Below are 19697 nucleotides of genomic sequence, written 5' to 3' on the forward strand. Positions count from 1 at the left end.
GCCGTTGCCACCGTCTTCGGCCGCAAATTCCTCGGCTATGCTTTCTTCAAAGCACCAGGGCGGGTGGTCAAGAGACGGGTTGCCGACAAGGCAATCAAGGCGTTCAAGGAGCGCATTCGCGAACTGACACCGCGCGTGACGGGTCGATCCCTGAAAGCGGTGGCAGAACGGCTGCGCCTCTTCGTGCGCGGATGGAAAGCCTACTTCCGGCTGGCGCAAACACCTCGGGTCTGGCAAGCGCTGGACGAGTGGATGCGCCATCGTGTGAGGGNAATCCAGCTCAAGCAATGGAAGCACGGCAGGACGATCTTTCGGGANATGATGGCAAGGGGAGCGAAACCTGGGGTGGCCCAGCAAGTGGCAGCAAATGCCGGTCGCTGGTGGCGCAACAGCGGCAAGCTCCTTAACGCCACCCTCACCATTAGATGGGCTGACCAACTTGGAATGCCCAGGCTCGTCTAACCTCAATCTCTCGAACCGCCCGGTGCGGACCCACATGCCGGGTGGTGTGGCAGGGGTGCGATCACATCGATCGCCCCCTATGCCGATTTCAGTCAGCCCGACGCCCCTTGTGTATGGCCGATGCACATGCAAGTTTCCCCTGCAGAGATCGGGAGGGCACCATGCAAACAGTCACACTTCTTGCGTTCGCAGTCGTTTCCTTCGTGGGTATTGCCACGCCGGGGCCGACCGTACTCCTGGCAATGACCAACGGCTCCCGCTACGGCGTCAGGCGTGCCGCTGCCGGCATGGTTGGAGCGGTGCTCTCGGATTTTGTCCTGATCGGCGCCGTTGCGATCGGTCTCGGGGCACTGCTCGCGGCTTCCGAATTCTGGTTCTCGGCCCTGAAGTACGTTGGGGCAGCTTATCTGGCGTTTCTCGGGATCATGATGCTGCGGTCGAAAGGCACGATCGATGCGGCGTTGAGGCAGGGGGCGGCGGATGCGGGCGGGACGCCGGTTTCGATCGCGTTGAACAGCTTCATGGTCGCAGTCACCAATCCGAAGGGCTATCTCTTCTTTTCGGCCTTCCTGCCACAGTTCATCGATCCGACCACCCTGCAGGCAACCCAGTATGGCGTGCTAGCACTGGTGTTCGCCTCCCTCGATTTCATGATCATGCTGGCCTATGCCGTGTTCGGCGTGCAGGCCGTCCGATTCCTCAAGACGAACGGCGCGTTGGGGCTTGAGCGCGCCTGCGGCGCCGCGCTGCTTGCCCTGGCCGGTTCGCTTGCGCTCTATCGTCGGGCGACGGTCTAGAGCCTTTCAGAGTTAAATGAAGCGTTCTGCCGGAGCAGGTTTTCGACAGGGCAGGGGCGATTGGCGAAGGGCATACCCCAGTGAAGGGCCCTAGGGCAGGGATACGTGCCCGACGCGATAGATCTGGCCTGAACCTGCAATAAGCGGCGCCGATCGGCGCAAGCTGAAGCGCACCAGCGTCCAGTTGGTAGGCTCGAAGGCCGAAACCGAGGCCAGGACGTCGACCTGTCGTGCTTCTCGTTGCGCCTGCCTGACCTCCACGTCTCTGATCTCGGTGAGCGGGGAATAGGGCTCGATGGCGACTATCTCTTCGACAGCAAATTTCGCCTCTGCGACCGCGGAGCCGGTTTCCGCTTGCCATAGGATCCAGGTCTTCACACCGGGCCAGCCGAAAGACTGTGTCACTCCCTCGAAGCCAGGGCCGATAAGAAAGTCGCTGGCGCGCTCCGGCTGGTGCCAGAGATAGAAGGGCGCATAGAGGTTTTCGCGGGATCCGAATTCACCCTTGCGGGCGCTTAGATATGCCTTGAAGCCGAGACCCGGAAATCCGTCCAGCATCGGTCCCTTGTCGCGGATGCGCCGGTCGATGATCGACATGTCATATTCGGCCGGCAGGGTAAAGCTGTACTGCATCGCCATCATGAACGGATCTCCACCGGCTCCAGCCAGTCGACGTTGCGGCCGGCTTCGGTTGCCTGGAGGCTGATGTAGCTGAACGGGTTGTCGCGTCCGGCGCCGCGCCAATGCTTCTCGCCGGCGGTGAACCATATAGCATCGCCGGTCCGCAACTCTTCGACCGCGCCACCCTCGCGTTGCGCCAGGCCTCTACCAGTTAGAACATGGAGCAGCTGCCCGCGCGGATGCGTGTGCCAGCGCGTGATCGTACCGGGATCGAGGCTTGCCCGCATCGCCGTGTTCTCGCCGCCGGCTCTTCCTTCCAACAGCATCTCCACCCAGAAGGGCGCGGTGGCAATATCGACGGGCGAGCGGACGGCATTGCCCGGACGCTGGATCGTCATGCGTTCAGGGTTGCCCATCATCCCGCACTCCCGAAGGCGCGGGCTTCCCAGCCGGGTTCGCTCATCTGCGCCTTTCCATCGCCGAACGACCACTCATCCGGTGATGTGGTGGTGACGACGATCATGATGTCTTCCGGCCGGATGCCCGGCGACTGTCCGAGAAGCTCGGCCGCGCGCTTGAAGAATGCCTGGCGGGTCTCGGTCGAGCGCGGCTTTCCGGCGGTGATGGCGAAAAGCACGAAGTCGTCGGAACGCGGTCCGGCGAGATAGTTCCGGTCGAAGATCAGTTCGCCCGGTTCATGCTGGTGGATGACCTGGAAGCGGTCGGCAGGCGGCACATTGAACGTCTCGACCATGGCGCGATGAATGTTGTCTGAAACGGCGCGAAGATACTCCGGCGACTTGCCGCGTAGCAGAGAGATACGAACAAAGGGCATGACGGCCTCCTTCGGTGAATTCTTGACAGAAGAAGCATCGCACGCCACGATATTGCGGAAAATCAGAATTAATTGAACATATGATCCTTAAAAATGGGACTATTGTGATGCGACGGACGATCTTCGATCTCGATGTTCTGAGAACCTTTGCGACCGGAATGGAGCTCGGCAACTTCGCGCGAGCGGCCGACCGGCTTGGCCGCTCGACCTCGGCGGTCAGCGCTCAGTTGAAGAAGCTGGAAGAGCAGGCGGGCACGCCGATCTTCCGCAAGGCAGGGCGCGGCCTTGCGCTCACCGATGCCGGCGAGACGATGCTGGCCTATGCGCGGCGGTTGCTGGAACTCAACGACGAAGCGGCCGCAGCCGTGCAGAGCATCGAGCTGGAGGGCTGGGTCAGGCTCGGGCTGCAGGAGGATTTCGGCGAGACCCTGTTGCCCGACGTGCTCGGCCGCTTTGCGCGCGCGCATCCAAAGGTCCGCATCGAGGCGCGCGTGGTGCGCAATGTCGAACTGATCGAGCGCGTCACGTCAGGAAAGCTCGATCTGGCACTGGCGTGGAGTGATGGCACGTTGACGCCGCATTGCGAGCAGATCGCCGAAGTGCCGATGCGATGGATCGGGCCGGCGGAAGGGGCTGTTGACTGGAGCCTCGGCGGCGGCGAGCCGATGCCCCTCGCCTCGCTGGAAGCCCCGTGCCTGTTGCGCTCCGCGGCAACCAAGGCGCTCGACGTGGCGGGCATTCCGTGGCGGCTTGCGTTCGTCAGTCCGAGCCTCGGCGGATTGTGGGCGGCGACTGCCGCTGGCCTCGGCATTACCATTCGCACACCGATCGGGCTGCCGCGAAAGGTCAAGCCGATTGTCGCCGACGCAGCCGGCTTGCCGGAGCTTCCCTCGCTCGGTCTCGTCCTGCATCGCGCCGAGGCGGAGCCTGGGCCGGCGACGGCGCGGCTTGCGTCCATCATGCTGCAATCGGTGCGGGAGGCCGTTGCTGATGTCGTGCCGCAGGCGGTCCGCCCGGCGGCAAGAGCCTATGCCTGATATTCGCGCTGCGCGTTGCGGCGGATCGCTTGCGGTGGCTGGCCGAAAGCGCGCAGGAATGCGCGTCGCATCCTCTCACGATCCGCGAAGCCTGTCTCCGTGGCAACGACGTCGATCGGATGCCGGCCCTGTTCCATCATCAGCCGGGCCGCCTCGAGGCGCAGGTTCTCCACCGCTTTTGCGGGCGATTGCCCTGTCTCGGCGCGGAAGGTCCGACTGAACTGGCGGGGGCTGAGCGCCGCTGCTTCTGCCAGTTCTTCGACGGATAGCGTGTTCTTCAGGTTGCTGCGCGCATGGGCCAGCGCCTTCTGGATCCTGTCCGATTTGGGTTCCAGTTCCAACAGCGCGGAAAACTGCGATTGGCCGCCGGCCCGGCGGTGGTAGACGACGAGCTTGCGGGCAACGGCGCGGGCGATGTCGGCGCCGTGATCCTTCTCGACCATGGCAAGTGCCAGATCGACCCCGGCTGTCATGCCCGCCGAGCTCCAGACAGAGCCGTCGATGATGAAGATGCGATCCTCCTCGAGCCTGACCTTGGGGTAGCGCGATTGCAGCTCTCGAGCGAGCAGCCAATGCGTCGTGGCGCGCCGGCCGTCCAGCACACCCGCGTCGGCAAGCAGAAATGCACCGGTGCAGATCGAGGCGACGCGGCGGGAGGCGGCAAGCGCGTTGCGGATGAATTCGCCTTCTCGTGGGGTCGGCAGCTTGATGCCGACGGCGCCCGACACCAGCAGAGTATCGAAAGTGGGGTCGTCGAACCGCGTCGTCTCCATCGTGACGCCGAAGGAGCCGCGCACCGGCCCACCGGTCTCGGAGAGATAGGCGATGTCGTAGACCTGTTCGCCGAGTTCGAGGTTGGTGAACTCGAAGGCGGAGATGGCGGCGAGGCTCATCATCTGAAAGCCGGGAAAGAGCAGGACGGCAATGCGCTGCATGGCTCGAAACTCCGTTTGTCCTAAAAGGTTGTTTATATGACATTCAAGACATTGGCAATCAGGCGTAAGACTCTCCTCAGGCCAACAGCAGGCGCTGTTGCCCAACACGGAGAACGACAATGACCGAGCAGCACAAAGGAACCGCACTCGTTACGGGCGCATCATCGGGGATCGGCGCCATCTACGCCCACCGGCTCGCAAAGCGGGGTTACGATCTCATTCTAGTCGCGCGCAATGCCGAGCGCCTTTCCGAGCTTGCGACCAAGTTGACCCGGGAGACGGGCAGGACGGTTGAAACGGTGCCTGCCGATCTCGGCAATAAGGCTGATCTGGCGCGTGTCGAGGCGGTGTTGAAGAACGACCGCAGCATCACCCTTCTGGTCAACAATGCCGGCGTCGGCGGCACCGCGCCGCTGCTGGCCTCCGATGTCGACAAGATGCAGGCGATGGTCGATCTCAACGTTACAGCGCTGATGCGGCTGACCTACGCAGTCGTGCCCGGTTTCACGGCCCGCGGCGGCGGCTCGATCATCAACATTGCGTCGATCGTGGCGATCGCGCCTGAAGTTCTGAATGGGGTCTATGGGGCAAGCAAAGCGTTCGTTCTTGCTTTCAGCCAATCGCTGAAGCACGAGCTGGCGGATAAGAATATCCGCGTTCAGGCGGTGCTGCCGGGGGCGACGGCGACCGAATTCTGGGGCATTGCCGGTACGCCGGTCGAACACCTGCCGACCGAGATCGTCATGCAGGCGGAAGACATGGTGGATGCGTCTCTTTCCGGCTTTGACCAAGGTGAATTCGCGACGATCCCGGCGCTCGAGGATGCCGGATTGCTGAAGGCCTACGAGGATGCACGCCAGGCGCTGATGCCGAACCTGTCACGGTCGGCACCCGCGGCGCGCTACAAGGCTGCGTAGCGTAAGAGACGGGGTGGGCAGGCTTGTTCTGCCTCTACCCGTGCCGGGCCAGTGCGCCGGCGAAGATATCGGCGTCGACGTTGCCTCCCGAGGTGACGACGACGACGTTGTCTTCCTCCATCTCATCGCCGTGGAACAGCGCTGCGGCAAGGGCGACCGCGCCGCCCGGTTCGACGACAATCTTCAGTCGCACAAAGGCTATCACCATGGCGCGAAGCGCCTCCTCGTCTGTCACGACGATACCGGGGCCGGCAAGGCGCTGCAGGATCGGGAAGGTGATATTGCCGGGCTGCGGGGTAATGATCGCATCGCAGATGGAGCCGGTCATCGCCGCGTTGCGCTCGATCTTGCCTGAGGCCAGCGACCGTGTCGTATCGTCGAAGCCTTCAGGCTCGCAGGGACGCACGCGGAACGCAGGCGCGCTAGCCTCGAGCGCAAGCGCGATCCCCGACGTCAGGCCGCCGCCGCCGCAGGGCACCAGCACCTCGGCAGCCATGATGCCTTCCTCTTCCGCCTGTTCGGCGATCTCGAGACCCGTCGTGCCCTGGCCGGCGATCACCTGGGGCTCGTCGAACGGCTTGATCAGGGTCAACTTGTGTTCGCCCGAAAGCTTGGCGCCGATGGCGTCGCGATCCTGTGTGGCGCGGTCGTAGAGCACGACTTGGGCGCCGAGGGCGCGGGTGTTGGCAATCTTCAGTTTCGGGGCGTCCGACGGCATGATGATCACCGAAGGCACGCCATGAAGCTTGGCGGCGAGCGCCACACCCTGCGAGTGATTGCCTGACGAGAAAGCGATGACACCGTGCGCGCGTACGGCCGGATCGAGTGCGGAAACGGCGGACCAGCCGCCGCGGAATTTGAAGGAGCCGGTATGTTGGAGGCACTCGGCCTTCACGAATACCCGCCGTCCGGCAAGCTCGTCGATGAAGGGAGAGGAGAGAAGGGGCGTGCGGCGCGTATGTCCGCGCAGACGGGCGCGGGCGGCAACGATCATTTCAATGCTGGTCATGGAGACTCTTTCGAATGACGGTATGCCCCTGCATAAGGCTACACGTGATGCTTGTGAACGACGACTTTGTCACCGTGACACGAAAAGCGCCATACTACGCGCCAGCATCAACGGCGACTACCTCCGCGCTCGCATCCGATAATCAGTATCCGCCGGCGGAGCCCTCGGAGGCGCGGCTGTCCATCGCGCCGTTGTAGCGTGCGCCGCCACCCTTCTCGATATCGGCGAGGCTCTTTCCGCCGACAAGGACGCCGGCGGCCTGCCCCCATTGCGGTGGGCCGCTGCCGTCATCCAGTGTATGGCCCATGGCGATCAGCGCCCGGATCGTATCAGGCGAGAGCGTGTAGGGCTCGAGATAGATCTTGTCAGGCTGCCATTGGTGGTGAATGCGTGGGGCGTTGACCGCCTGGCTGATGTCCATGCCGAAATCGATGACGTTGAGGATCGCCTCGAGGGTGATGGTGATGATGCGCGATCCACCGGGGCTGCCGATGACCATGAAGGGCTTGCCGTCCTTGGTCACGATCGTCGGGCTCATCGAGGAGAGCGGCGTCTTCTTCGGTGCAATCGCATTGGCCTCGCCCTGAACGAGACCGTAGAGGTTCGGAACGCCAGGCTTCGAGGTGAAGTCGTCCATCTCGTTGTTGAGCAGGATGCCGGTGCCGGGCGCGACAACGCCAGCGCCGAAGGAACCATTCAGCGTATAGGTGACCGCGACGGCATTTCCTTCGTCGTCGATGATGGAATAATGCGTGGTCTCGACGCTTTCCTTGGCTCCGAGCGGCTTCAGGTCGGCCGACGTGCTGGATTTATAGGGATCGATCTTGGCGCGGATCGCCTTGGCGTAGCTCTTGTCGAGCAATGTCGACATCGGGTTCTCCACGAAGTCGGGATCGCCGAGGGCAGCGTTGCGGTCGACATAGGCATGGCGCATCGCCTCTACCATCAGGTGAACCGTCTCAGCAGAACCGTAGCCGAGGAAGGAGAGCGGGTAATCCTCGAGCACGTTGAGGATTTCGCAGATGATGACGCCACCGGAGGAGGGGGGAGGCGAAGAGATGATGTCATAACCGCGGTAGCTGCATTCGACGGGCTTCAGTTCACGCACCGCGTACTGCTCGAAATCCTCCTTGGCGAGAATGCCGCCCTTCGCCTGGCTCGCCTTGGTGATCGCGTCGGCCGGCATGCCCTTATAGAAAGCGTCGGGCCCTTTGTCGGCGATGCTGGAAAGAACGGCGGCGAGGTCGGGTTGCACCAGTTTTTCGCCTGCGGCGTATGGCTTTCCTTCTGCTTTCAGGAAGATCTTTGCAGCGGCTTCATCCTTCGCAAGCCTCTTGGCGCTGCCGGAAATGTTGGCCACGTCGCCTTGTTCCAGCGTGAAGCCTTCCTTGGCGTAGCGAATGGCCGGCGCCAGCAGATCCTGTCGCGACTTCGTGCCGTACTTTTCTCGCGCCGTCTCGAAGCCCATCACGGATCCGGGCACGCCGACGGCGAGATAGCCGTCGAGGCTGGCGCGGGGAACGATATCGCCCTTCGCATCGAGATACATCGTCTTGGTGGCTGCGAGCGGCGCGCGCTCGCGGAAATCGAGAAATGTCGTCTTCCCGTCCTTCAGCCGGATCGTCATGAAACCGCCGCCGCCGATGTTGCCGGCCGTCGGATAGACGACCGCGAGGGCGTAGCCAACCGCAACCGCGGCATCGACGGCATTGCCGCCGTTCTTCAGGACACCGACGCCGACATCGGTCGCCAGATGCTGTGCGGTCACCACCATGCCATGTTCGGCTTCAACGGGCGCGGGCGAGGCGGCGAACGCCGACGGTGCAAGTGAGAGCGACAGTGCGGCGGCAACCGCGAATATTCTGATGTTGGGCTGATCCATGACTTCCCTCAAAGCATGACGGTGCGATGGATATGGGACGCAACGAGCGCTCGGCAATGCACTGCGCTCAGCAGTGGTGTGTTCCGTTACTGAAAGGTTAGTTTTCGGTTGCGACGGGCCCGGACAGGCTCGCTGGATCGCCGAAGGGCGCGGCAATGTCTGGCGGCCGCGCGGGCTTTTGGTGCACCAAGCGGTGCTCGGCCTGGCGGGCGGCGGCCTGAAGGTCGCGGGTCGCGCCACTGATCTTCTCCATGGCGGCAATGGCGACGTCGGTGACCACATAATCCGGCTTGTGGCCGAGGCCCTGTATCCTCACTAGTTCGGAGCCGGCGATATCGCGGGCCAGTCCTTGCGAATGAATATGTTCCCAGACGATGGCATCGCTGTCACCGGTGATGACGACAGCAGGTGCGGTGATCCTGGAATATTGCGGAGAATGCGCCTTGAGGTAAGCCAGCAGGCGGGTGCAGTCGATGGCGTTGTTGTAAAAGGCGCGCGGACGTAGCGCCAAGGTGGGGCCTGTCTTCGCGATATAGTCTTCCGGGCGCGGATTGGGACGGAAGACGTTCATCGTCGCCTGCTCCAGCCGTCGCAAACCTAGCGGCACGACAATGGCGTGGGTAAAGAGCCAGCCGAGCATGGGCATTGCAGCCAGGTGATAATACCAATCGATGCCGCCCGGCCAGGGATGAGTCGCGGGGGCGAGAAAGAGCAGGCCTTCCGTCTTGTCGGGATGGCGCACGCCGAAGGCGGCCGCGATGGCGCCGCCGAAGGAGTGGCCAACGATGATAGCCCGTTTGATTCCCCGCTTCTCCATCAGCGTTGCGATCGCGTCCGCCTGTCCGGACGGCAGGGCATTCTCGGGGCCGCCGCGTTCCGAGTAGCCATGACCCGGCCGGTCGACGAACAGCATCTCTGCACGGCCCTCTAGCGATCCCAGGAAGGCGCCGACTTGATCGAGCAGATTGCCGCCTGCTCCGTGGATAAAGACCAGCGGCGGTAGATCGGCGGTTTCGGGACGTGGAACATGGACGGCATTCAGCTGGTAACCGCCGATATCGGTAAGTTCGCCAATATTGGGATAATTGGCCTCGAACTGCCGTTCCATGTAGATGGAGTAGCCAACAGCGGCGGCAACAGAGGCAATGAAAGCGGAAGCTTCGGCAAGCATGGCAATATCTGCTGAAATCACGTAACCGAGGCTAAGATTGGGCTGCGCGCGCCGCCGTCAAGATCAGGTGCGGCTGCCGGCCAGCTTTTCGGAGAGTGTATTCATCTGCTCCTGGGCGCTTCGATTGGCAGGATAGATCGCCAGGAAACGTTCCCAGGCTTTCAGGGCCAGCGCGTCGTTGCCCGTTTCCATTAGAATGGCGGCCATGCCGGAGAGCGCGCCGAAGTGGCGGGGCTCGATGTCAAGCACGCGCTCGATGTCGGACATGGACTTGCGATAGTTGTCATTGGCGTAGTTGAGCGTCGCCCGGCGATTCCAGCTCTCTGCGTAATCCGGCTTGAGGGCGATCGCCTGATCGAGGAAGTCGAGGGCGGCGGCGGTGCGCTTCTCCTGGATCGCCTTGTCGGCCCACTGCATCAGGAGATTGACGGTCGCGCTGCCCGAGTCGTTCCACTCGGTACGGATTTCATCGGCGATACCGCTTGCTTTGTCAGGGTCGCGCTCGCGCTTCAGCTGTTCGAAGAGCTGATTCACATGCTGCTTGGGTGAGAGGTTTGCGCCCGGCTGCTCGACGATGACATCCTTGTCCGCAGCTGCGGCAGGGAAAACAGGAGCGAACAAGATAAGGGACAGCGGCAACGCCGCGCAGGTCATAGCAAAAAAGCGCATGGCGGACATAGTAGCCCGCCATCGCTGAAGATCAAAACAATTTGATTTGATTGCAGAAGCAATCCCCGGACGGCGGGCGCAGAATGCCACGAAGCCGTACAGGCGCGCTATATCAGCCCTGACGAGCCTTGTAGCGCGGGTTCAGCTTGTTGATGATGTAGATGCGGCCCTTGCGGCGAACCAGGCGGTTGTCACGATGACGAGCCTTGAGCGACTTGAGCGAATTCTTGATCTTCATTGTTTTGATCCGCGATGTTTGAGGGGGAATTCACATTCGCCCGTATCTATTACATTCAAAAGCGCGCTCAGGGCGCGCTCTTCAGGTTGGGCGTGCAGATAACCCGACGGTTCCGCTGTGTCAACCACATGACGGTGTTTTTCCCGTGGCCGAAGCGGCTTTTGTCAGGGAAAAACCGGCAATTTTGCGGTCAACGTGGTGACGTGGCCCATCTTGCGGCCGGGGCGGGATTCCGTCTTGCCGTAGAGGTGGACCAGCGTGTCGGGTCGCTGCAGCCAGTCGGGCAGGGCCAGAATATCGTCACCGATCAGGTTCTGCATGACGCAGTCCGAGTGGCGGTCGGCATTGCCGAGCGGCATGCCGGCGACGGCACGGATATGCTGCTCGAATTGCGAGACAACGCAAGCGGCTTCCGTCCAGTGACCGGAGTTGTGGACACGGGGCGCCATTTCATTGGCGATCAGGCTGCCGTCCGCGAGCACGAAGAATTCGATGCCGATGACACCGACATAGCCGAGCGCCGCCAGGATCTTCTCGGCGGCTTCGCTGGCGGCGGCTGCCGTTTCCGCAGCGATGGACGCGGGTATGGTCGACGTGTGCAGGACGCCATTGCGGTGAATGTTTTCGGCTGGGTCGTAGCAGGCGACGGTGCCGTCGGCCGCGCGCGCCGCGATGATCGAGATCTCGCGCTCGAAGGCAACGAAGCTCTCGAGAATGAGCGGCACGTTGCCGAGTGCTGCAAAGGCGCCATCCGGCGCATCGGCTGCGGAGCGGAATACTCTCTGTCCCTTGCCGTCATAGCCGAGGCGGCGGGTTTTGAGGACGCCGCGTCCGCCGAAGTCCTTCAGGGCCACTTCGAGATCGGCCTGGCTGTCGACCGCATGGAAGCGCGCCGTCGGGATGCCGCATCCATTGATGAAGCGCTTTTCGACCAGCCGATCCTGTGCGGCCTCGAGCGCCTTCGGTGGTGGATAGACCGGGACCTTACTTGCAAGGGTTTCGGCGGCGGTTACCGGAACATTCTCGAACTCATAGGTAACGACGTCGCAAGCCTTCGCAAGTTCGGCCAGCGCTGCAGGATCGTCGTAGGCGGCGACGATCTGTCCGTTGGCGACCTGCGCTGCTGGACAGTCGGCCTGCGGTTCCAGGACGACGGTGCGGAAGTTCAGTCGTGCAGCGGCCATGGCAAGCATGCGGCCGAGCTGGCCGCCGCCAATGATGCCGATCGTTCTTACTGTCATAGGTCGTCCATCGGATATTCGGCTACCGCGGCGCTCTGGCGCTCGCGCCATTCGTCGAGCCGGTCGGCAATCTCTTCGTCCGATAATGCCAGTACGGCTGCTGCCAGAAGAGCAGCGTTGATCGCACCCGCCTTGCCGATGGCAAGCGTGCCGACCGGGATGCCGCCCGGCATCTGGACGATGGAAAGAAGACTGTCCTGACCTGACAGTGCCTTGGATTGGACCGGGACGCCGAAAACTGGCAGCGGCGTCATGGCTGCGGCCATGCCGGGAAGGTGGGCCGCGCCGCCGGCGCCAGCAATAATCACCTTGAAGCCTTCATCGCGGGCGGACTTTGCGAAGTTCACCAGGCGATCCGGTGTGCGGTGGGCCGATATTATGCGCGCATCATAGGGAATTTCGAGCGCCTCCAGCGTGTCGGCGGCGTTCTTCATGGTCTCCCAATCGGACTGGCTTCCCATGATGATGGCAACGGATGGTCTGTCTGTCATCGTCACGGCGTTCCCTTCAGGCGATGATGTCAGGGATGATCTGGTCTTCCAGCTTGGACAGCTTGTCCTTGATGACCAATTTCTTCTTCTTCATGCGCTGGATGCGCAATGCGTCGCATCCTGTGGCAATCATGGCGTTGATGGCGGCGTCGTAATCCTCGTGCTCCTGGCGCAGTCTTGCGACCATGAGCCTGATTTCCGCCTGTTCCTGATCGGCCATTTTGCATTCCCCATAACCGTCTTCGGACATCGTCCGTTCTGCCGATAATTTCCGCAAGCTCCTATCACCAATTGGAGGTAACGGCTAGCGGCTGTTCGTCATGATTTTGCCACGTGTTCTCCTTGCTTTCACCTTCGACAAGGCTTCAAAAATATGTCACAGTCGAAGGGTTGACGCCTTGGATCTCCGGCGGTGTTGGCCGGGGAGAGGTAAGAGGAAGGAAGGGTCAAATGACTGTTCAAGCTCATCTTGAGTCACTCCAGAAAAAGCATGTTGCTCTCGAGGAGGAGTTGCATTCGCTTATGACATCCCCCTCCCGAAACGATAATGAAGTAGCTGAGTGCAAACGCAGAAAATTGCGGATCAAGGACGAGATTGAGCGCCTTAAATCATCCTTCCATTGAGTAGGATGCAATAAATCAACGAACGCGGCCCTAGGCGAGGAGGGCAAAACTCCAATTTCACCAAAAGCTTAGACCAGTTCGTGCTCGACAGGCGGTTATGGCGCCGGCTCCGACGGAAAGTCGCGAGCCGGCGTCCTTCGTTTGAGCGGTCGGGCTAGGCCCAGAACTGATCGAGCCAGAGATTGAGCCTGTCGAAGCCGCGATTGTTGACCGCATAAATGCGTCGGGTGCCTTCTGCGGTCACCGAAACCAGATTGCAGTCCAGCAGCGCCTTGAGGTGCTGGGAGACGGCGGGGCGGCTGATCGGCAACCCCTCGGCAAGTTCGCTCACGGTCTTCGGCGCGCGTCGCAACTCCTCCAGCAGGAAGCGCCGGTGAGGGTCGGCTATCGCGGTGAAGGGATCCACGTTCGACATAGCGAAAACGCTACGTCAAACGGCGCAATCGGGCAAGGAAATTGTGCGACGCAACGAAACCCAAAATTGTCAGAAACCCAAGCCTTCCTTCGCGATCAGGACGGCGGCAATGAGCGCCATGGCGTACATGAAAGGGTAGAAGATCGCGGGCTTCATCCGGCGCACGCACCAGGCGCCGGCAATCGTCGCAAGCGGCGCGAACGGCAGCAGCGTGGCCGATGTGGAGAGGTTCTGCGTGTCGAGCTGGCCGAGCGCGAAGTAGGGTATGAGCTTGACGGCGTTGAGAATTGCGAAGAAGCGGACGCTGGTTCCCGTATACTCCCGTGGCTGCATCTGCAGCGGCAAGGCATAGATCTGGAACGGTGCTCCGCCGGCATGAGCGACGAAGCTGCCATAGCCGGACAGGCTTCCCCACGTCGTCGCAAGCAGCGGCCGTTGGGCTCGAGGTGGCGTATGCTTTCCGGCTGCTGGGCCGAAGTTGTTCCAGAAGTAACGAAGGCAAAAGAGGATGGTGACCGCGCCGATGACGACGCGAAGCGCATTGCCTGGAACGAGCGCCGAAGTCGCCCAGCCGAGCCCGATGCCGAACAATGCGCCCGGCAGCATGATCTTCAGCGTTGTCCAGTCGCCGTGTCCGCGCCAGATCACGAGCGAGATCATGTCCATGAAAACGAGGATCGGGAGCAGGATCGCGGCGGCCTGAACGGGCGAGACGACGAGAGCGAGAAACGGCAATCCGATCAGCGACAAGGCATCACCCATGCCGCCTTTCGCCAATCCGACGAGGATGACAGCAGGAACGGCGGCGTAGTAAAATGACAAGTCCATCGGCATGCTTTTGAAATCCTCCACTTGCCAGTCCCGTCTAACGGAACTACTCACACGAGACGAGTGCAGATAGGCCGCAAAACGACCTGTCCTGCTGTAAATGGAAAGAGTTCATGACCGAACCGGAAAACCGCTGCCGCCTAGTTCTGATCGCGCCCGACATTGCCGATGTCGACGAGCAGGCGAAGATCGTCGGTGACGCCTTGAAGGGCGGTGACGTCGCCTCGGTGATCGTACCGCAATACAGCCTCAATGACGGCGAGTTCCAGAAGCACGCCGAGAAGCTGGTTCCCATCATTCAGGAGTCAGGTGCGGCCGCACTGCTAGCGGGCGACAGCCGCGTCGTCGGGCGCAGCAAGGCGGATGGCCTGCATCTGACCGGTCCGGCGAGCGAAATTTCCGAAGCGATCGACAAGTATGCCGACAAGCTGATCGTCGGCGGCGGCAATGCCGCTGATCGCCACCATGCGCTTGAGATCGGCGAGGAGCGACCGGACTACATCTTCTTCGGCAAGCTCGACGGCGACATCAAGCCGGAGGCGCACCCCAAGAACCTCGCGCTCGGCGAGTGGTGGGCTTCGATGATCGAGATCCCGTGCATCGTGATGGGCGGTACGGATCCAGCTTCCGCACTGGCCGTTGCCGAAACCGGCGCGGAGTTCGTCGCGCTGCGGCTGGCGGTTTTCGCGGAAGCCGGGCGTGCGCCGTCCATCGTCGCCGAGATCAATGCGCTCTTGGACGAAAAAGCGCCACGGTTTGAGGATTGATATCGCGCTCATGCCGATCCTAGCCCGTCATCTGCGCCTGTCCGCTGCCTTTACTGTCGCCATTTTGGTGGGATTTACCCATGGCGCTTCGGCCCAGGTTGTCGACAATGTCGTGACACGGCCACTGGCGACCGCCCCAGAGTCGCTCAAAGCCGGGCGGCCGCAGACCGATGGCACGGGACCCTCGACGGGCGTTGGCGTTTTCGACCGCATGGGCGCGAAGTTGCCGGACCTGCCGCCGGAAAAGGATTATAAGGGCGTTGTCGATGAGGCCTACGGCGCCTATCAGCGCGGCTACTATCTGACGGCGATGGAAAAGGCTCTGGCCCGGGCACAACTCGGCGATCCGGCAGCGCAGACGCTTATGGGTGAGCTTCTGGCGGACGGGCTGGGCGTCAAACGCGACATGAAGAACGCGGCCTTCTGGTACAGCAACGGTGCGGAAGGCGGCGACGCTGCAGCAATGTTCAAATACGCGCTGATGCTGATCGAGGGCCGGTACGTCAAGCGCGACAAGGCCAAGGCCGACGAATACATGCACAAGGCGGCCGATGGCGGAAATGCTTCGGCGCAATTCAACTGGGGCCAGATCCTCACGACCGACAATCCCGGCGACAAGGGATTGAAGCTTGCCCTGCCTTATTATGAGAAGTCTGCCGAACAGGGCATCGCCGACGCGCAGTATGCGGTGGCGGAGATTTACGCCTCGCTGCCCGACTTGCCGGAGGAAAAGAAGGAGCTGGCGCGCGAATGGATGGCACGTGCTGCGCATGCCGGCTTCGACACCGCCCAAGTCGATCTTGGCATCTGGCTGGTCAACGGTCAAAACGGCCCGCGCGATTTCGTCAAGGGTTTCCAGTGGCTGAGGCTTGCCGCCAATCGTGGCAACGTCGTTGCGCAGAACAAGCTCGCGCACCTCTATATCAACGCGCTTGGAACCAAGCCGGATCCTGTCGAGGCCGCGAAATGGTATGTCCTGTCGCGCCGCGCCGGTCTGCCCGACCCGGAACTTGAAGACTTCTATCTCGGCATTGAGGACGACCAGCAGAAGGCGGCCATCGATGCTGCCAACAAATTCCGCCGCCTTCAGTGATTTAACCCCTGAAAGGCTCTGAATGGACCGGCGGCTCGTGCCGCCGGCTTTCTGTCTCAGGCGAGATAGCCGCCGTCGATCGTCAGGCTGGCGCCGGTGATGAAGGACGCTTCTGAACTTGCGAGATAGGCCGCAAGGCTTGCAATCTCGCGGTCTTTTCCCATGCGACCGAGGGCAATCAACCCCTTCAACATCTCATTGGCATGCGGATCGGTATTCATGTCCGTCTCGGTAGGTCCGGGCTGGATCGTGTTGACGGTAATGCCGCGCGGGCCGAGATCGCGCGCGAGGCCGCGCATCATCGCAGCGACTGCGCCCTTGGTCATGCTGTAGACAGCGGATGTCGGAAAGCCGCTGCGTTCCGCGGTCACGCTGCCGATGGTGATGATCCGACCGCCTTCATGCATATGTTTCGCTGCGGCCTGCGTGCCGGCAAAGACGGCCCGCACATTGACGGCGAACATGCGGTCGAAGTCCTCCAGAGGGAAGGTTTCCAAGCTATTCAACAACAGGATTCCTGCGTTGTTGACGAGAATGTCGATGGAGCCAAAGTGATCGGCAGCCTTGTCGATGGCTCGCTGCAGTGCTGCGGCATCCGCGCTGTCGGCTTGAATGGCAAGTGCCCTGCCGTCCTTCAACTCGATCTCAGCTGTGATTGCTTCAGCTTTCTCCTTGGAATTGGCAAAGGTGAAGGCGACTGTGGCGCCATCCATCGCCAGCCTGCGAACGATCGCCGCGCCGATGCCGCGTGAGCCGCCGGTCACGATTGCGACCTTTCCTTCAAGTGGTTTCGTCATTTTTATTTCTCCTTATTGGACTGTTTAATCTAGAATCGGGTGCGGAAAATCAGCGCTCTTCGATTGGGCTGTTATCGAAGGCTGCGGATTGCGAGACTGGCGATGGTGCGCAGGGTTTCGGGGCTTGCGCCGTTGCGGGCGCTGACTTTCATGCCGGATAGGGTGGCACCGAGAAACTGGGTGGCGGCTTCGGGATCGATTTCCGCCGATAGCTGGCCTTTCCTCTGGCCATCCTTCAGCAGCGTGAAGATTGCCTTGGCAAGCATTGCCGAGGCGCTGTCAGTCAAGGTCGCCACATCTGCGTCGGTGCGGCCAAACTCGCAAATCGCGCTGACGCCGAGGCAGCCCTTCGACGCCTCCGAGGCAGGTCGAGATGCGAAGGCGAACAGGGCAGCCTCCAGGGCATCAAGCGGTTGCGCGCCGTTTTGCATGTCCGCGATGATGCGCAGAATACTGTCGGTATTGTAACGCTTCAGAGCCTGGAGGTAGAGACTGCGCTTGTCGCCGAAGGTATCATACATGCTCTGCCGGCTGATCTTCATCGCCGCAAGCAGGGTGTCGGTGGAGCTGCCCTCATAGCCATGCTGGGAGAAGACGCCGATCGCAGCGTCGAGAGCATTGTCTTTGTCGAATTCCTTGTGCCTTGCCATGGACACGCAAATAGCAATTCCGGATCAATCTGTCCAGAAATATTTGAGTCGCATTTTTCCGTCGGCGTCGTGGTTCTACGGTCTCCTCTTGAAATTTTCCCGATTTTGTGGTCTTGAGGCGGCCAATCTTATCGAGCGCCGCCTTCTCCGGCGATCAGGGACCTTTCCCACCCTGACAGCGCATACCGTTTACCGCTCAAGGAAAAGTGCTCACATGGCTCGTTCAGCTCTCCTCAATGTCATGGTTCAGGCTGCCATCAAGGCAGGCAAGTCGCTGGGACGTGATTTCGGGGAAGTGCAGAACCTGCAGGTCTCGGTGAAAGGCCCGGGCGATTTCGTCTCGAATGCCGACCGCAAGGCCGAAAAGATCGTTAAGGACGAACTGCTGAAGGCCCGCCCGACCTATGGCTTCCTCGGCGAAGAGAGCGAGGAAATCAAGGGCACGGACGGAGCGCATCGCTGGATCGTCGATCCGCTCGACGGCACGACAAACTTCCTGCACGGCATCCCGATGTTTGCGGTATCGATCGCGCTCGAGCGCAACAATGAAGTCGTGGCTGGTGTCGTCTTCAATCCTGCGACGGACGAACTCTACACCGCTGAACGCGGCGGCGGCGCCTTCCTGAACGATCGCCGTCTGCGTGTCGGCGCACGCCGCGTGCTGTCTGATTCCGTCATTGCCTGCGGCGTACCGCACCTCGGCCGCGGAAACCACGGCAAATTCCTCGTTGAACTCCGGCACGTCATGGGCGAAGTTGCCGGGATTCGTCGCATGGGCGCGGCGTCGCTCGATCTCGCCTATGTGGCTGCCGGTCGGTTTGATGGCTATTGGGAAACTGCGTTGTCGGCCTGGGATATCGCTGCGGGCATCCTGCTCATCCGCGAAGCCGGCGGCTACGTGTCCGATTGGGAAGGCGGCTCGTCCATTCTCGAGACGGGCTCGGTGGTTGCAGGCAACGAGTATATCCAGAAGGCATTGCTTGAAGTCGCCAAGCGCCCGATCCCGGCTCGGTAAATCGCTGTTGTAAAGGCACGGTTTTCGTTCCGCGCATACTTCAATTCGGCACAATGTTGCTCTAGTCTCCGGCTGAAATGAATCCGGAGGCTGCGGAACCTATGGAAAATGTGAATGTGGCTGAGTTCGGCTCGACCGAAAAAACCACGGGTAATTACAGCTATAAACTTTCCAGTCCGATGCCGTTTCTTTGGACGATGGTGCTGTTTCTGATCATCGTCGGGTTCATCGCAGCCATTCTTTTCCGGCAGACGCAGACCGCTTTCATGCACAATCCGGGCCTTAACGGTTTGATCCTCGGCGTATTGGCGGTCGGTATCATCCTCGTCTTCAGCCATGTGCTGTCGTTGCGCCCGGAAGTACGGTGGTTCAATTCGTTCCGCGCTGCAGGCAGCGCCGACAAGGTCGGCCGCAATCCCAAGCTGCTTGCTCCGATGCGGACTCTGATCGGCAGCCGCAGCGCTTCGGCGGGAATCTCGACGGCGGCGTTTCGCTCCATTCTCGATTCCATTGCCAACCGCCTCGATGAATCGCGCGACGTGTCGCGCTACCTGATCGGCCTCCTCGTCTTTCTCGGCCTGCTTGGTACGTTCTGGGGTCTTATCGGCACGATCGGTTCGATCAGCTCGGTTATTCAGACGCTCGACGCGGGTTCGAACGGTTCGACCGATGTTCTCGGAGCGCTGAAGGAGGGGCTTTCGATGCCGCTTTCGGGCATGGGCCAGGCATTCTCGTCGTCGCTGCTTGGCTTGTCCGGCTCGCTCATCTTGGGTTTCCTTGATCTGCAGGCAGGCCGTGCTCAGAACCGCTTCTACATGGAGCTGGAGAACTGGCTTTCGTCAGTGACCGACGTCGGCTCCGATGTGGCGATCCCGACCATCAATCCCAACTCGGCGGTCTCACCGGACGACGTTCGGGCGCTCTCCGAATATATGCGCCGGATCTCAGAGGAAGGCAGCGGCGGCACCCAGAGGTCGGTTGCGGCAATGGCAAACCTTGCCGAAGGCATTCAGGGCCTAGTCAAGAACATGCGCAATGAACAGCAGATGCTTCGCGACTGGATCGAGGCGCAGCAGGACGAGACGAAGGCGATGCGGCGCACGCTCGATCGCCTGGCTGAGAGGATCGGCTCGCAGGAAAAGCACGGCTCAGGCGAACGCTCTCAACGCATGCAGCAACCCGAAAAGACCGAGGGCAAGTAAG

25 protein-coding genes are annotated in these 19697 nt (G+C 61.4%); 9 read left to right on the forward strand and 16 right to left on the reverse strand.

The genetic code is table 11. The features are described from left to right. The coding region (locus RHIBUN_RS0119505; protein WP_025660857.1) for a group II intron maturase-specific domain-containing protein at positions 1–462 on the forward strand (462 nt) is incomplete at its 5' end. 161 nt (positions 463–623) lie between these two features. Continuing rightward, positions 624–1259 (forward strand): LysE family translocator, encoded by a 636-nt coding sequence (locus RHIBUN_RS0119510; RefSeq protein WP_025660858.1) that lies wholly within the window; start codon positions 624–626, stop codon positions 1257–1259. Between the two features lie 90 nt (positions 1260–1349). Here RHIBUN_RS0119510 and RHIBUN_RS0119515 read toward each other — a convergent pair whose 3' ends face one another. The 3 genes from RHIBUN_RS0119515 to RHIBUN_RS0119525 are packed head-to-tail and all read right to left on the reverse strand — an operon-like array spanning position 1350 to position 2715. Beyond that, positions 1350–1901, reverse strand: a complete 552-nt coding sequence (locus RHIBUN_RS0119515; RefSeq protein WP_025660859.1) for a DUF4865 family protein — start codon at positions 1899–1901, stop codon at positions 1350–1352. Then, complete coding sequence (locus RHIBUN_RS0119520) at positions 1898–2299, reverse strand: cupin domain-containing protein (protein WP_025660860.1); 402 nt, start codon at positions 2297–2299, stop codon at positions 1898–1900. The genes RHIBUN_RS0119515 and RHIBUN_RS0119520 overlap by 4 nt, the downstream gene beginning before the upstream one ends. Beyond that, on the reverse strand, positions 2296–2715 hold the full coding sequence (locus tag RHIBUN_RS0119525) for a tautomerase family protein (protein ID WP_025660861.1): 420 nt from the start codon (positions 2713–2715) through the stop codon (positions 2296–2298). The genes RHIBUN_RS0119520 and RHIBUN_RS0119525 overlap by 4 nt, the downstream gene beginning before the upstream one ends. Before the next feature lie 107 nt (positions 2716–2822). On the opposite strand from RHIBUN_RS0119525, the gene RHIBUN_RS0119530 reads away from it, so the two are divergent. Further along, complete coding sequence (locus RHIBUN_RS0119530; protein ID WP_025660862.1) at positions 2823–3752, forward strand: LysR substrate-binding domain-containing protein; 930 nt, start codon at positions 2823–2825, stop codon at positions 3750–3752. Here RHIBUN_RS0119530 and RHIBUN_RS0119535 read toward each other — a convergent pair. After that, the gene (locus RHIBUN_RS0119535) at positions 3743–4687 is read right to left on the reverse strand and encodes a GlxA family transcriptional regulator (RefSeq protein WP_025660863.1); all 945 of its coding nucleotides are present in this window, start codon (positions 4685–4687) and stop codon (positions 3743–3745) included. The genes RHIBUN_RS0119530 and RHIBUN_RS0119535 overlap by 10 nt on opposite strands. Positions 4688–4806: 119 nt before the next feature. Here RHIBUN_RS0119535 and RHIBUN_RS0119540 point away from each other — a divergent pair, with 119 nt between their 5' ends. Further along, complete coding sequence (locus tag RHIBUN_RS0119540; protein WP_025660864.1) at positions 4807–5604, forward strand: SDR family oxidoreductase; 798 nt, start codon at positions 4807–4809, stop codon at positions 5602–5604. Between the two features lie 34 nt (positions 5605–5638). Here the strand turns inward: RHIBUN_RS0119540 and RHIBUN_RS0119545 are convergent, their stop codons facing one another. From RHIBUN_RS0119545 to RHIBUN_RS0119580, 8 genes are all read right to left on the reverse strand, one after another. Next, complete coding sequence (locus RHIBUN_RS0119545) at positions 5639–6613, reverse strand: threonine/serine dehydratase (RefSeq protein ID WP_025660865.1); 975 nt, start codon at positions 6611–6613, stop codon at positions 5639–5641. A 142-nt stretch (positions 6614–6755) separates the two neighbouring features. Beyond that, a complete protein-coding gene (gene ggt, locus RHIBUN_RS0119550; protein WP_025660866.1) occupies positions 6756–8495 on the reverse strand; it encodes a gamma-glutamyltransferase in 1740 nt (579 codons plus the stop codon). Positions 8496–8592: 97 nt separating this feature from the next. Continuing rightward, complete coding sequence (locus RHIBUN_RS0119555; protein WP_025660867.1) at positions 8593–9666, reverse strand: alpha/beta hydrolase; 1074 nt, start codon at positions 9664–9666, stop codon at positions 8593–8595. Between the two features lie 63 nt (positions 9667–9729). Continuing rightward, positions 9730–10344 (reverse strand): hypothetical protein, encoded by a 615-nt coding sequence (locus RHIBUN_RS0119560; RefSeq protein ID WP_025660868.1) that lies wholly within the window; start codon positions 10342–10344, stop codon positions 9730–9732. Positions 10345–10447: 103 nt separating this feature from the next. Next, entirely contained in the window at positions 10448–10573 is a 126-nt protein-coding gene (ykgO, locus tag RHIBUN_RS0119565) for a type B 50S ribosomal protein L36 (RefSeq protein ID WP_003582204.1), read from the reverse strand. Positions 10574–10737: 164 nt separating this feature from the next. Further along, the gene (locus tag RHIBUN_RS0119570) at positions 10738–11814 is read right to left on the reverse strand and encodes a 5-(carboxyamino)imidazole ribonucleotide synthase (protein ID WP_025660869.1); all 1077 of its coding nucleotides are present in this window, start codon (positions 11812–11814) and stop codon (positions 10738–10740) included. Then, positions 11811–12305: a 5-(carboxyamino)imidazole ribonucleotide mutase gene (purE, locus tag RHIBUN_RS0119575; RefSeq protein WP_018858896.1), complete on the reverse strand. Its 495-nt coding sequence runs from the start codon at positions 12303–12305 to the stop codon at positions 11811–11813. Before purE ends, RHIBUN_RS0119570 begins: the two co-directional genes overlap by 4 nt. A gap of 16 nt (positions 12306–12321) precedes the next feature. Next, positions 12322–12525 (reverse strand): DUF465 domain-containing protein, encoded by a 204-nt coding sequence (locus tag RHIBUN_RS0119580; RefSeq protein ID WP_025660870.1) that lies wholly within the window; start codon positions 12523–12525, stop codon positions 12322–12324. 230 nt (positions 12526–12755) lie between these two features. On the opposite strand from RHIBUN_RS0119580, the gene RHIBUN_RS35510 reads away from it, so the two are divergent. Further along, positions 12756–12929, forward strand: coding sequence for a DUF465 domain-containing protein (locus RHIBUN_RS35510; RefSeq protein WP_018858894.1), 174 nt, complete (start codon positions 12756–12758; stop codon positions 12927–12929). Between the two features lie 154 nt (positions 12930–13083). Here the strand turns inward: RHIBUN_RS35510 and RHIBUN_RS0119590 are convergent, their stop codons facing one another. Both RHIBUN_RS0119590 and RHIBUN_RS0119595 read right to left on the reverse strand, forming a co-directional pair. Beyond that, positions 13084–13344: a metalloregulator ArsR/SmtB family transcription factor gene (locus RHIBUN_RS0119590; protein ID WP_018858893.1), complete on the reverse strand. Its 261-nt coding sequence runs from the start codon at positions 13342–13344 to the stop codon at positions 13084–13086. A 69-nt stretch (positions 13345–13413) separates the two neighbouring features. Beyond that, on the reverse strand, positions 13414–14178 hold the full coding sequence (locus tag RHIBUN_RS0119595; protein ID WP_025660871.1) for a sulfite exporter TauE/SafE family protein: 765 nt from the start codon (positions 14176–14178) through the stop codon (positions 13414–13416). 107 nt (positions 14179–14285) lie between these two features. Between RHIBUN_RS0119595 and RHIBUN_RS0119600 the strand changes: the two genes are divergently transcribed. Both RHIBUN_RS0119600 and RHIBUN_RS0119605 read left to right on the forward strand, forming a co-directional pair. Beyond that, positions 14286–14939, forward strand: a complete 654-nt coding sequence (locus RHIBUN_RS0119600) for a thiamine phosphate synthase (protein WP_025660872.1) — start codon at positions 14286–14288, stop codon at positions 14937–14939. 10 nt (positions 14940–14949) lie between these two features. Further along, positions 14950–16032, forward strand: coding sequence for a tetratricopeptide repeat protein (locus RHIBUN_RS0119605; protein ID WP_025660873.1), 1083 nt, complete (start codon positions 14950–14952; stop codon positions 16030–16032). Positions 16033–16088: 56 nt separating this feature from the next. Here RHIBUN_RS0119605 and RHIBUN_RS0119610 read toward each other — a convergent pair whose 3' ends face one another. Both RHIBUN_RS0119610 and RHIBUN_RS0119615 read right to left on the reverse strand, forming a co-directional pair. Continuing rightward, positions 16089–16829 carry a 3-oxoacyl-ACP reductase family protein gene (locus tag RHIBUN_RS0119610; protein WP_025660874.1) on the reverse strand — a complete coding sequence of 247 codons (741 nt, stop codon included), beginning with the start codon at positions 16827–16829 and terminating at the stop codon, positions 16089–16091. A gap of 71 nt (positions 16830–16900) precedes the next feature. Next, entirely contained in the window at positions 16901–17479 is a 579-nt protein-coding gene (locus RHIBUN_RS0119615; RefSeq protein WP_025660875.1) for a TetR/AcrR family transcriptional regulator, read from the reverse strand. A 214-nt stretch (positions 17480–17693) separates the two neighbouring features. Between RHIBUN_RS0119615 and RHIBUN_RS0119620 the strand changes: the two genes are divergently transcribed. Next, the gene (locus RHIBUN_RS0119620; RefSeq protein WP_025660876.1) at positions 17694–18494 is read left to right on the forward strand and encodes an inositol monophosphatase family protein; all 801 of its coding nucleotides are present in this window, start codon (positions 17694–17696) and stop codon (positions 18492–18494) included. A gap of 101 nt (positions 18495–18595) precedes the next feature. Then, positions 18596–19696, forward strand: a complete 1101-nt coding sequence (locus tag RHIBUN_RS0119625) for a hypothetical protein (protein WP_018858886.1) — start codon at positions 18596–18598, stop codon at positions 19694–19696. The last annotated feature ends 1 nt before the right edge of the window (position 19697 follow it).

Source organism: Rhizobium sp. IBUN (assembly GCF_000510625.1).
In the GTDB taxonomy this organism is placed as follows: Bacteria; Pseudomonadota; Alphaproteobacteria; order Rhizobiales; family Rhizobiaceae; genus Rhizobium; species Rhizobium altiplani.